General features: G+C 72.3%; 10 protein-coding genes. 5 read left to right on the forward strand and 5 right to left on the reverse strand.

Annotated elements, in window-relative coordinates; translation table 11 throughout:
- Positions 1–139: 139 nt before the first annotated feature.
- The 4 genes from ACZ6JY_RS24930 to ACZ6JY_RS24945 all read left to right on the forward strand — a co-directional run bounded on the left by ACZ6JY_RS24930 (position 140) and on the right by ACZ6JY_RS24945 (position 4,086).
- Positions 140–1,063 (forward strand): adenosine kinase, encoded by a 924-nt coding sequence (locus ACZ6JY_RS24930; protein WP_469198964.1) that lies wholly within the window; start codon positions 140–142, stop codon positions 1,061–1,063.
- Entirely contained in the window at positions 1,060–2,553 is a 1,494-nt protein-coding gene (locus tag ACZ6JY_RS24935) for a GMC family oxidoreductase (RefSeq protein ID WP_469198966.1), read from the forward strand. The genes ACZ6JY_RS24930 and ACZ6JY_RS24935 overlap by 4 nt, the downstream gene beginning before the upstream one ends.
- Positions 2,554–2,603: 50 nt before the next feature.
- Positions 2,604–3,548, forward strand: coding sequence for an aldo/keto reductase (locus ACZ6JY_RS24940; RefSeq protein ID WP_469198968.1), 945 nt, complete (start codon positions 2,604–2,606; stop codon positions 3,546–3,548).
- A 64-nt stretch (positions 3,549–3,612) separates the two neighbouring features.
- Positions 3,613–4,086, forward strand: coding sequence for an MSMEG_6728 family protein (locus ACZ6JY_RS24945; protein ID WP_469198970.1), 474 nt, complete (start codon positions 3,613–3,615; stop codon positions 4,084–4,086).
- A 5-nt stretch (positions 4,087–4,091) separates the two neighbouring features.
- Here the strand turns inward: ACZ6JY_RS24945 and ACZ6JY_RS24950 are convergent, their stop codons facing one another.
- Entirely contained in the window at positions 4,092–5,537 is a 1,446-nt protein-coding gene (locus tag ACZ6JY_RS24950) for a sugar porter family MFS transporter (RefSeq protein WP_469198972.1), read from the reverse strand.
- Positions 5,530–6,399, reverse strand: coding sequence for a phytanoyl-CoA dioxygenase family protein (locus tag ACZ6JY_RS24955; RefSeq protein WP_469198974.1), 870 nt, complete (start codon positions 6,397–6,399; stop codon positions 5,530–5,532). The genes ACZ6JY_RS24950 and ACZ6JY_RS24955 overlap by 8 nt, the downstream gene beginning before the upstream one ends.
- A gap of 115 nt (positions 6,400–6,514) precedes the next feature.
- On the opposite strand from ACZ6JY_RS24955, the gene ACZ6JY_RS24960 reads away from it, so the two are divergent.
- Positions 6,515–7,519: a LacI family DNA-binding transcriptional regulator gene (locus tag ACZ6JY_RS24960; protein ID WP_469198976.1), complete on the forward strand. Its 1,005-nt coding sequence runs from the start codon at positions 6,515–6,517 to the stop codon at positions 7,517–7,519.
- A 15-nt stretch (positions 7,520–7,534) separates the two neighbouring features.
- Here the strand turns inward: ACZ6JY_RS24960 and ACZ6JY_RS24965 are convergent, their stop codons facing one another.
- The 3 genes from ACZ6JY_RS24965 to ACZ6JY_RS24975 are packed head-to-tail and all read right to left on the reverse strand — an operon-like array spanning position 7,535 to position 11,270.
- A complete protein-coding gene (locus ACZ6JY_RS24965) occupies positions 7,535–8,230 on the reverse strand; it encodes a formyltransferase family protein (RefSeq protein WP_469198978.1) in 696 nt (231 codons plus the stop codon).
- Complete coding sequence (locus tag ACZ6JY_RS24970; protein WP_469198981.1) at positions 8,230–9,462, reverse strand: cytochrome P450; 1,233 nt, start codon at positions 9,460–9,462, stop codon at positions 8,230–8,232. The genes ACZ6JY_RS24965 and ACZ6JY_RS24970 overlap by 1 nt, the downstream gene beginning before the upstream one ends.
- A gap of 2 nt (positions 9,463–9,464) precedes the next feature.
- Positions 9,465–11,270 (reverse strand): beta-ketoacyl synthase N-terminal-like domain-containing protein, encoded by a 1,806-nt coding sequence (locus tag ACZ6JY_RS24975; RefSeq protein WP_469198983.1) that lies wholly within the window; start codon positions 11,268–11,270, stop codon positions 9,465–9,467.
- Between the last annotated feature and the right edge of the window lie 7 nt (positions 11,271–11,277).

Here is an 11,277-nt window from a genome sequence, read left to right on the forward strand (position 1 = left end):
GTCCAGGCGGCTTCACCTGCAAGCAGTCTGAAAGATTGCACAAACTCTTCCATCGTGATCAGTCGCCGTGCTTGACTGCATTCCGGCCCGGGTCCGACCAGCCCAGCCGCGCCGCCACCAGCCCCCGCCAGGAGGATCCGTGCCCACTGACATCGACGTGCTCGTCCTGGGTGGTGCGGGGGTGGACACGATCGTGTACGTCCCCGAGCTGCCGCTGCCCTTCGCCGACAGCCACATGGTCCCCTCCATCGAGATGCGGGCCGGGCAGACCGGTGACTTCGTGGCGATGGGCGTCCACGCCCTCGGGCTGCGCACCCACCACATGGACCTGATCGGTGACGACCACCCGGGCGAGCTGGTCCGCGCGCTCCACCGCGACCGGGGCATCGCGCTCACCGACGTCCCGCTGGCCGCCGGCACCAAGCGCGCCGTCAACCTCGTCTCCCCCGACGGCCTGCGGCTCTCGCTGTACGACAACACCCGCTCCCACGAGACCGACCGGCTGCCGACCGCCACGGTCGCGGCGCTCGCCGGAGCGAGCCGGCACGCCCACGTCTCCCTCACCCAGCCCTGTGCCGACGCCCTGCCCACCCTGCGCGCGGCCGGGGTGTCCATCTCGACGGACCTGCACAACTGGGACGGCGACGACCCCTACCACGAGGCGTTCGCGTACGAGGCCGACCTGGTGTTCCTGTCGACGGCCGCCCTGGCCGACCCCGAGCGGACCATGCGGCGGATCGCCGCGCGCGGCCGTGCCCAGGTGGTCGTCGCCACCGCCGGTGCCGAGGGGGCGTACCTCCTCACCGGCGGCGAGACCGGCGCCGAGGTCACCCATGTGCCGGCCGTCGCTCCCCCGGCCCCGGTGGTGGACTCCAACGGTGCCGGTGACGCCTTCGCCGCGGGCTACCTCTTCGGGCTGCTGGCCGGCGAACCACCCATGAGCTGCGCCCTGTACGGCTCCATCGCCGGTGCCCACGCCTGTACGGTGCCCGCCACCCGCACCGACGTCATCCGCCGGGACCAGCTCCTCGCCCGGGTCGCCGAGCACGGCGGCCGGGCATGACGGGCCCGACACCCGCGACCGGCTACGACGTCGTCGTCCTCGGCGGCGGCGTGGCGGGCTGCGTCCTCGCGGCCCGGCTGAGCGAGGACCCCGGCCGCTCGGTCTGCCTGGTGGAGGCGGGCCGCGACTACGGCCCGCGACGGCGGGACTGGCCCGCGAAGCTGCTCAACGCCCGCGCCCTGCCCCGCGACGACGTGTGGGAGCGGCGCACCGCCGCCCACCGCATCCGCGCCCGCGTCCTCGGCGGCTCCTCCTGCGTCAACGGCTGCTGGCACACCTGGGGTTCCGAGGCCGACCACGCCGAGTGGGCGCGGGCGGGCGGCCCGCGGTGGACGGCCGCCGCGATGGAGCCCTTCCGCCGTGCGGCGGCGGCGCGGATGGACCTCAGGACGGTACCGGAGCACGAGCACTCGGCATGGAGCCACGCGGCCCTGGCCGCGGCCCGCGCCCTCGGCCACCCCGAGGTCGACATGGCCGCACCCGGCGGTCCCGGATACGGGACCCCGCTGCTCAACGCCGTCGACGGAGTCCGCGCCAACGCCGCCTTCGCCTACCTGGACGAGGCGCGCGCCCGCCCGAACCTGACGATCCTCGAACGCGCCACCGTGGACCGGCTGACCGTCCGCACCGGGCGCGTGCACGGCGTCGACATCCTCATGGACCACGGGCCCACGACCCTGCGGGCCGACACCTACGTGGTGGCATGCGGCACCTTCGGGTCGCCCGCCGTGCTGCTCCGCAGCGGGATCGGGCCCGCCGACCGACTGGCGTCGAGCGGCGTACGGCCCGTGCTCGACCTGCCCGGCGTCGGCGCCAACCTCACCGACCAGCCCGGCGTCTTCCTGCCGCTGCGCCCGACCGCCGGCCTGAACGCGCGCCTGGCCGAGCAGGAGGCCGCCGGCGATCTGTACGTCAGCCGGATGCTGGTCAGGGCGGCGAGCCCGTACTGCCCCGAGGGCGCCTGGGACCTGCACATCAACCCCGTCGCGGGCCCGCCCCTGTTCGGTTCCCTGCCGCCGGGGCAGTACGAGGCGGGCATCGCCACCTTCCTGATGAAGCCCAGGTCACGCGGTCATGTCCGGCTGCGCTCCGCCGATCCCACCGCCGACCCGGACATCGAGCCCGCCTTCCTCTCGGACGAGGACGGCCATGACATCGCCGTTCTCCGCTCGGGCCTGCGCATGGCCGAGGAAATGGCCGCCACCGGGCCGCTGAAGTCCCTGGCGGACCCGGCGGACGGCCCGCCCGTACGGGATCTGCCGGATCAGGAACTCCGGGGCCGGGTAGGCACGTACTGGCATCCCGTCGGCACATGCGCCATGGGTGCGCCGGACGATCCGTACGCGGTGGTCGACGGGGAGGGGCGGGTGCGCGGCGTCAGCGGTCTGCGGGTCGTGGACGCCTCGATCCTGCCGACGGTTCCGGCGGCCAACACCCAGCTGCCGGTGCTCGCCGCGGCCGAGATGCTGGCGGCCGCGCTAAAAGCGTGAACAGGCACGAGAAGGAAGACACCGAGAAGGAAAAGGGAAGAGGGGAACGCATGACAGCGCAGACCGACGCGCGCACCGGCCGGCCGCTGTACGGGTGCATGGGACTCGGCGGCACCTGGGACGACGAGCCGTACACCGCCGCGGACATCGCCCACGCGGAGGCCGCCGTCGAGGCGGCGCTCGACATCGGGATCACGGCGTTCGACCACGCCGACATCTACCGGCGCGGCAAGGCCGAGTCGGTCTTCGGCGAAGTGCTGGCCAGGGCGCCCGAGCTGCGGGACCGCGTCGTCCTCCAGACCAAGTGCGGCATCAGGCAGGCCGACGGCGGCCTGCCGGGCATGTACGACCTGCGGGCGAAGACCGTCGTGCGGCGCGTCGAGGAGAGCCTCACCCGGCTGCGCACCGACGTCATCGACGTACTGCTCCTGCACCGGCCCGATCCGCTGACGGGACCGGAGGAGATCGCGGAGGCGCTCACCTCCCTGCACGGGCAGGGCCTGGTGCGGAGCTTCGGCGTGTCGAACATGAGCGGCGCACAGATAGCGCTCCTTCAGGCCCATCTCGACCTGCCTCTCGTCGCCGACCAGCTGGAGATGAGTCTGGCCCGCAGGGACTGGGTGGAGTCCGGTGTCCTCGTGAACACCGAGGCCGCCGCAGGCAACGGCTTCCCGCACGGGACGGTCGAGTACTGCCACGCGCACAAGATCCAGCTCCAGGCGTGGGGCGCCCTGGCCCAGGGCCGCTACACCGGCGGCCAGGACTCGCCGGCCGCCCGGCTCGTCGCCGGCCTCGCGGACCGCAAGGGCACGACGCCGGAGACGGTGTTGCTGTGGTGGCTCCAGCGCCATCCGGCCCGGATCGCCCCGGTCATCGGGACCAGCAGGCCCGAGCGCATCCGCGCCTGCCGCGACGCCGTGCGGCGCGAACCCGACCTCACCCATGAGGAGTGGTACGACCTGTGGGTCACCGCCCGCGGCGGCCCGCTGCCCTGACCGGCCGGATACCGTGCGCCCCGACCCCCGTATGAGAACGGGCCCGCCGCGGTAGGCATCCCGTGTGCAGACCTTTCTCCCGTACCCCGACTTCGCCCGGTCCGCCGCGGTCCTGGACCGGGCGCGCCTGGGCAAGCAGCGGGTCGAGGCCCTCCAGGTGCTGCGCGGTCTGACCGTGCCCGGCTACGGATGGCGGAACCATCCGGCGGTGCGCATGTGGACCGGCTACGAGGAGGCCCTGGTCCGCTACGGACTCGACGTGTGTGCCGAGTGGGTGGCGCAGGGGCGCGCCGACACGTGCGCGGCCACGATGATCACCGACTTCGGCGGCCATCGCCCCGGCGCCGCCGTACGGAGCCAGGAGCAGCTCGCCGAGGCGGGCGAGCTGCCGCCCTGGCTGGGTGACCACGCCTTCCACCACAGCCACCGGTCGGCGCTGGTGCGCAAGGCCCCGGAGATCTACGCGGAGCGCTTCCCCGGCGTCCCCGACGACCTGCCCTACGTCTGGCCGGCCTCTGACCGGGACCCGGCCGCGTAACCCGGTCACCTCTTCTCCAGGGCCCTGCGGAAGGGCAGCGGGCTGTGCAGCGCCCGCTCGATGCTCTCCAGGCTCCGTCCCTTCGTCTCCGGCACCTTCGCCACCACGAAGACGATGCAGGCGACGTTCATCAGTGCGTAGAAGAGGAAGGTGCCGGAGCGGCCGATGGTGTTGATGGCCGTCAGGGCGGTCATGGCGATGAGGAGGTCGAAGCCCCACACGGACAGCGTGGCCAGGCTGGTGGCCGGGCCGCGCACGGAGAGCGGCAGGATCTCCGGGCCGATCAGCCAGACGACCGCCTGCATGCCCACGCCGTTGAACAGGATGTACGCGAACAGCGAGATGATCACTGTCCAGCGTTGCGCCGCGGAGTGCGTGGAGGTGGAGAAGGCGAGCGCGAGCACCGCCATGGCGAGCGCCGAGCCCGGCAGGAACCACAGCATCGTGCGGCGCCGCCCCGCCTTGTCGACCGCGATGGCGCCCACCACCCCGGCCACGACGAGCATCGCGCCGATGCCGATGCCGGTGAGCAGCGCCACCGAGTCGCCGAAGCCCGCGTCGTCCAGGATCGTCGGCGCGTAGTAGACGATGGCGTTGATCCCGGTGAGCTGGGAGAAGGCCGCGATGCCCACGGCGATCAGCAGGGCGGGGCGCAGCCAGCGCTGCCGGAGCTGTCCCCAACTCCCGCCGCCCGCCGGGGTGTTCTTCGTCACCGCGGTGATCTCGGCCGCTTCGGACGCCACGTCGGCTCCGGCGGGCCGAAGGCGCCGCAGGGTGCGCAGCGCGTCGTCGGCGCGGTTCTGCTCGATGAGCCAGCGCGGGCTCTCCGGCAGGAACAGCATGCCGACGGCCAGGGCCACGGCGGGGATGACGGCCAGGGCGAACATGACGCGCCAGCCGCCGCTGCCGGACAGGGCCCAGCCGCAGAGGTAGGCGATGAGCTGCCCGATGGCGACCATGAGCTGGAAGAGCACCATGAGCCTGCCGCGCACGGCCGCGGGCGCCAGCTCCGCGATGTAGACGGGCACCATGTTGGAGGCTCCGCCCACGGCCAGGCCGAGCACGAAGCGCGCGGCGATCAGCGTCCCCACGCCGGGGGCGACCGCCGCCGCCACAGCGCCCACGGCGAAGATCACGGCTACCGCCACCACCACCTTGCGGCGGCCGTGCCGTACGGCGGCGCGCCCCGAGAGCAGGGCGCCTGCCATGGCGCCGAGCAGGATGACGCTGACGACGATCTCCTGCTCGCGCGAGGAGAGGTCGAGGTCGTCGCGGAGGTGGAGGAGGGCGCCGGAGATGATGCCGGTGTCGTAGCCGAAGAGCAGGCCGCCGAGGGCCGAGACCGCGGCGACGGCGTAGACCAGCGCCGGGGGGCGCCCCGCGCCTGTGCCTGTGCCTGTGCTCGTGGGGTGGGCCGGTGGGCGGTCGGCCACCCTGGTCGCCTCAGGCATCGCCCATGACCAGGCCCTCGATGGTGTGCTTCTGCGTGATGGGCGTCAGTTCGTCGACGACCGGGCAGTCCAGGTGGCGGCGCACCCGCTCCGGCAGCGCCTCCCAGTACGCCCGGGTGACGGCGGTGTCGTGGCGGTCGGCGTTGTCCGCCTCGGGGCCGTCGAGACCGAGGACGAGCACGGGCCGCGCCTTGGCGGACTCGTTCTTCGTGCCGCGGTGGATGGTCAGGGCGGTGCGGGCGGAGATGTCGCCGCGCTGCGGGTACTTGCGCACCGCGCGCTCCTGGTAGCGGCCGTAGGACGCGCGGGGCGGGAACATCCCGTGCCCGAAGTCCGGTTCGTCGTCCCACTGGGTGCCGGGCGCAATCTCGAAGGGGCCCATGTCCTCGGCGGTGTCGACCGCGGTGACGTTGAAGGCCAGGGAGGTGAGCCGGCGTTCGGTGCGCGTCTCGGCGGGGATGGGGAAGTCGCGGTGCCACGGCTGGTTCACCGCGCCTTCGAGCGGGACGTCGAAGCCGAGCTCGACTATGCGGTAGCCGGGGCCGAGGACGGCGGTGGCCACCGAGCGGACCCACGGGTGGTCGACGAGGTCGACGAAGCCCCGCAGTTGCTCGGGGTGGATCTCCACGTAATAGCGGTGGGGACCGCGGCCCACGGCGCCGCCGGGCCGGGCGCGCGCATCCTCGAAAGCGGTCTCGATGTCCTCGCGCAGCCGGTCGGCCCACTCCTTGGAGAAGGCCCCCTTCCGTGCGGTGATGCCGTCCTCGTACAGGTTCGCCACGTCCCGCGCCACGTCGACGTCCAGGTCGGCGGCGCTCACACCGGGAAAGACGTGCACACCGGGAAATTCGGACACAGTCATCCTTGCCTCCTTGCAAGCAGAGCTTCCGCCCACAGATTGCATCGTTGAATGCAACGTTGCAATACCCTTTGGGGGACCGATTTCCGTGACGGGCGTCGCATGAAAGGATGACGCGGTGAGCAGTCGTCTGAAGGATGTGGCCGCCCGAGCAGGCGTCTCCGTACGCACCGTGTCGAACGTCGTCAGCGGGTCCGCCTCCGTGGCGCCCGAGACCCGGCAGCGGGTCCAGGAGGCCATCGACGAGCTCGGCTATCGCCCCAACCTCGCCGCCCGCAGCCTGCGCGCGGGCCGTACCGGCATCATCGGCCTCGCCATCCCCGAACTGCACTCACCGTACTTCGGGGAACTGGCCGGGCTCCTGGTGGACGAGGCCCAGCGCCGCTCCTGGACCGTGGTCATCGACCAGACCCGGGGGGACGCCGACGCCGAGCGCCGCCTGCTCGCCCAGGGCGGCGGGCGCGTGGTCGACGGCCTCATCATCAGCCCCTGGGCCCTCGACCCGGCCGAGCTGGCGGCGACGGCACCGGCCGTTCCCCTCGTCCTGCTCGGCGAGCGCAGCCCGCAGGGCGCGGCGGACCACGTCGCCGTGGACAACGTCGCCGCAGCCGACGAGGCCACCAGCCACCTCATCGGCCTCGGGCGACGGCGCATCGCCGCCATCGGCCGCCAGCCCCACCTGCACAACGGCACCGCCCGGCTGCGCGCCGAGGGATACCGCCGGGCGCTCGACCGGGCCGGACTCCCCCACCCCGCCGACGCCCAGCGCGCCGTCGCCGCGCTGCACCGGGCGGACGGCGCGCGGGCCATGACCGAACTCCTCGACGGTCCCACCGCCCCGGACGCCGTGTTCGCCTTCAGCGACGAACTCGCCCTGGGCGCCCTGCACGTGGCGCACGAACGGGGTCTGCGCGTGCCCGAGGACATCGCGATCGTCGGCTTCGACGACATCGAGGACGGCCGCTACAGCCACCCTCCCCTGACCACCATCGCCCCGGACAAGCGGCAGATCGCCGAACGCTCCCTCCAGTGCCTGGCCGACCGCATATACAGCCCCGGCAACGCCGTCCCGCCGCAGGAACTGGTCGTCCCGCACCGCCTGGTCCTGCGCGGCACCGCCTGATCCCGCGCCCCGGGCTCACTGCGCGTGCAGCGCCCACCTGCTGCCGTTGACGTGCGCCGTCCCGGGCAGCGCGATGAGTTCGGGCTTGAACAGCGGCGGCGCGCCCATCGCGGGCTCCCACGTCGCCAGCTTCTCGTCCTGGGGGACCTCGATGCGCCGGCCCTCGGCGAGGTCGGTGACCACCTTGAGCAGCAGCCGCACACCGAGCGGCGCCAGGTGCTCGCGCCACAGGCTCTGCGCGGTGGAGCCAGGGGGCACGAACAGGTGCTCCTGGGCGGCGAGCGGCCCCGCGTCGGTGCGCTCGGTCAGGTGGTAGACGCTCCCGCCCGTCACCTTGTCGCCGTCGCGGACGGTCCACCGGATCGCGTCCCTGCCGCGGTGCAGCGGCAGCAGGCTGGGGTGGTAGCCGATGGTGGCCACGGCCGCCCTGGCACGCGTATGGCGGCCGAGGAAGGCGTGGGAGTGCGCGGCGACGATGATGTCCACCCCGTCGGGGACGTGCATCGCGCGCAGTTCGGCCGAGTCCGTCCAGGCGATGTCCCTGGGGTACGCCCAGGAGCGCAGGCGGTCCCAGGACATGGCGTTGCTCTCGTCGGACTGCCCCTTGCGCAGCCGGGGGGCGGCCACGCCGAGGAGCTTGTGCCCCTCGTCGAGCAGGGCCTCCGCGACCTGCACCGCGAACGCCCCCTGCCCCGAGACGTAGATGTTCATCACTCGCCCTCCTTCAGTCCCAGGTGATCGGGCAGGAACCGCACCGGCAGCGTCGAGAACCCGGTCAGGAAGTTGGACCGGATGCGCGCGGCCTCGCCGGTCCGCTCGAATCCGGTTGTGAAGTCCCTTAGCGCCATGAGCAGTTCGGCTATTTCCACCTTGGCCAGGTACGAGCCGACACAGAAGTGCGGGCCGTAGCCGAAGGCCAGGTGTTTGTTGGGGGTGCGGCCGAGGTCGAACACGCCGGGCCGCTCGAAGACCCGCTCGTCCCGGTTGCCCGAGGCGTGCCAGAGCGTGACGATCTCGCCGGGACGCAGCCGTACGCCGTGCAGTTCGGTCTCCGCGACGACACTGCGCCCGAAGTGCATCGTGGGTGACGCCCAGCGCAGCACCTCGTCCACCGCCGTGTCGACCGACACCTCACCGTGCTTGAGCCGCCGCCACTGCCCGGTCTCGGCCGCGAGCGTGTGGACGGCGTCGATCATCGTGAGCCTGCTGGTCTCGTCGCCCCCGATGATCAGGCTGTAGCAGTTGAGCACGATGTCCTCGTCGGACAGCGGCTCCCCGTCGATGGAGCTGCCGATCAGCATGCTGATCACGTCGTCGCCGGGCGCCTCGCGCCGCTCCTCCACGATGTCCATGAAGTACATCAGGATCTCGTTGCGGGCCATCTCGGAGTCGACGTCGTCGACGTCCTCGTCATCGGTCGACAGCGCGGTCTTGGTCAGGCCGAGCAGGAACTCCCTGTCCTGCTCGGGCACTCCGAGCAGATTCGAGATGGTCGTCATCGGGATGCGGCTCGCGATCTCCTCGGCGAAGTCGCAGCCGCCGGCCTCGACCGCCTCGCGGATCCACTGCCGGGTGTTGGCCCGTACCGTCCGCGCGACCTCGTCGAGCACCCTCGGCGAGAGCACCCGCTGGAGGATCTTCCGCAGCTCGTGGTGGCGGTGCCCGTCGGTGACGGCCAGCATGCGGCCGGCCCCGGCGTCGCCGCCCTCAAGGAGGGTGACGAGTACGTTGCCGCGCTCCGACGTGAAGTGCGCGTCGTCGCGGTAGGTGGTCATGATGTCGTCGTGGCGGGTGACCACCCAGAACCCTCTGCGGCCGCCGGCCGGCGGGTTCCAGTGCACCGGGGCGGTGTCCCGCAGGGTGCGCCAGAACGCGTCGAGGTCGTGGCCGGCGAAGGTGTCGGGGTCGCCCAGGTCCCTGGTGTCCAGTACCGGTGCGCTCATGGTCACCAGTCCGTGCGCCAGAACCGGCGCGGCTGGAAGGGGTAGGTGGGCAGCGGTACGCGGTGACTGGTCTCCCCCACGTGCAGGGAGGCGAAGTCCACCTGCTGGCCGCCCACCCAGGCGGCGGCGAGATCGGCCAGCGACCGCGCGTCCGTGCCGCTCCGCACGATCCCGTGGTCGTTGCGCCGGAAGGAGGCCAGGTCAACCCGCGGCGCGGCGGAGGTCTCGGTGGCCAGGCCGCGGGAAGCGTCGTCGGACAGCGCCGCGATCAGCTCCGCACGGCTGCGGACGACGGCCGCCCAGCGGCGGGGCATCACCTTGCGGCCCAGGTTGAGGCTGAAGCAGATGTCGTCGAGACGCAGGCCGGGATCGGCCGCAAGACGGTCCTTCAGCCGTGCGCGCTGGCGGGCCAGGGCGTCGTCGTCCAGGGCGGAGAGGGTGGCGAGGCGCGGCGTGCCCTCGGCCTCGGGGGCCCGCCGGGCGAGGGCCGGTGCCTCCTCCAGGACCAGGTGGGCGTTGTAGCCACCGCCGCCGATCGAGGTGATGCCGGCGCGGCGGACACCCGCTTCCGTCTCCCAGTCCGCCGCCTCGATCTGCGGTACGAAGGGGGTGCCGGGGAAGTCGAGGTCCTCGTTGACCTCCGTCAGGTTGATGGTCGCGGGCAGCTTCTTGTGGTGCAGGGCCAGGGCGGCCTTGATGGTGCCGAAGCCGCCGGAGACCACACCTCCGTGGCCCACGTTGCCCTTGACGCCGCCGATCGAGGTGGTGGCGGTCTGCTTGCCGAACGCCATGCTCGCCGCGTGCACCTCCAGCTCGTCGGTCATCGGCATGCCGAGCCCGTTGGCCTCGTACATGGACACGGTGTCCGGGGTGACACCGCCGACCTCCATGGCGCCCGCGATGCACGCGCTCAGCCGCTCGGGCTGGGCGAGGCCGTAGGCCATCGCGCTGACACCGTTGTTGTTGACGGCCGAGCCCTTGACCACGGCGTAGATGTGGTCGCGGTCGGCGACGGCCTGGGCCACCGGCTTGAGCAGCACCGTGACGACACCGCTGGACAGCGCGGTGCCGGTGCCGTTGGCGTCGAACGGGCGGCAGTGGCCGTCCTTGGACAGGATGCGGTTCTCCTCCCACAGGTGACCGCGGGGGTGCGGCAGGCGGACCATCGAACCGCCCGCCACCGCCATGTCGGTCTGGCCGAGCAGCAGCGACTGGCAGGCCAGGTGCACCGAGTAGTGGAAGCCCGCGCAGACCGCGGCGACCGTGACGGCCTCGCCGGTGAGGCCCATGTAGTACAGCGCGTTGGACGTCATGGTGTCCGGCGACCACGCCAGGCTCGCCTCGATCGCCTCGGGGCCCACCGACACGCGGTCCGGCGGCGAGCTGTAGAGCGCGGCGGTCTGCGGGTTGTTCGCGCCGTAGACGCCCACTTCGCACGTGACCCGCTCGGGGTCGTACCCGCCGTCCTCGAACGCCTCCCAGGCGCTCTCCAGGAACAGCCGGTTCTCCGGGGTCATCGCGGCCGCCATCCGCTCGCTGATGCCGAACACCGACGGGTCGAACTTGTCGTACGTGTCGAGCACACCGCAGGCCCGCACGTAGTACGGGCTGTGGATCAGCGTCTCGTCGACGTGGATGTCGTCCTTGGCCAGGAACGACACGGACTCCCTGCCGTGCACGAGGTTGTCCCAGAACTGTTCCTTGGTGCGGGCGCCGGGCGCTCGCAGGGACATGCCGATGACGGCCACGTCCCCCGGGTCGTAGTCCTGCTCGGGGTTGTCGGTCATGGACTCGGGGCTCTCGGTCATGAAGGCT

It is taken from the genome of Streptomyces sp. NPDC046335 (assembly GCF_055587985.1).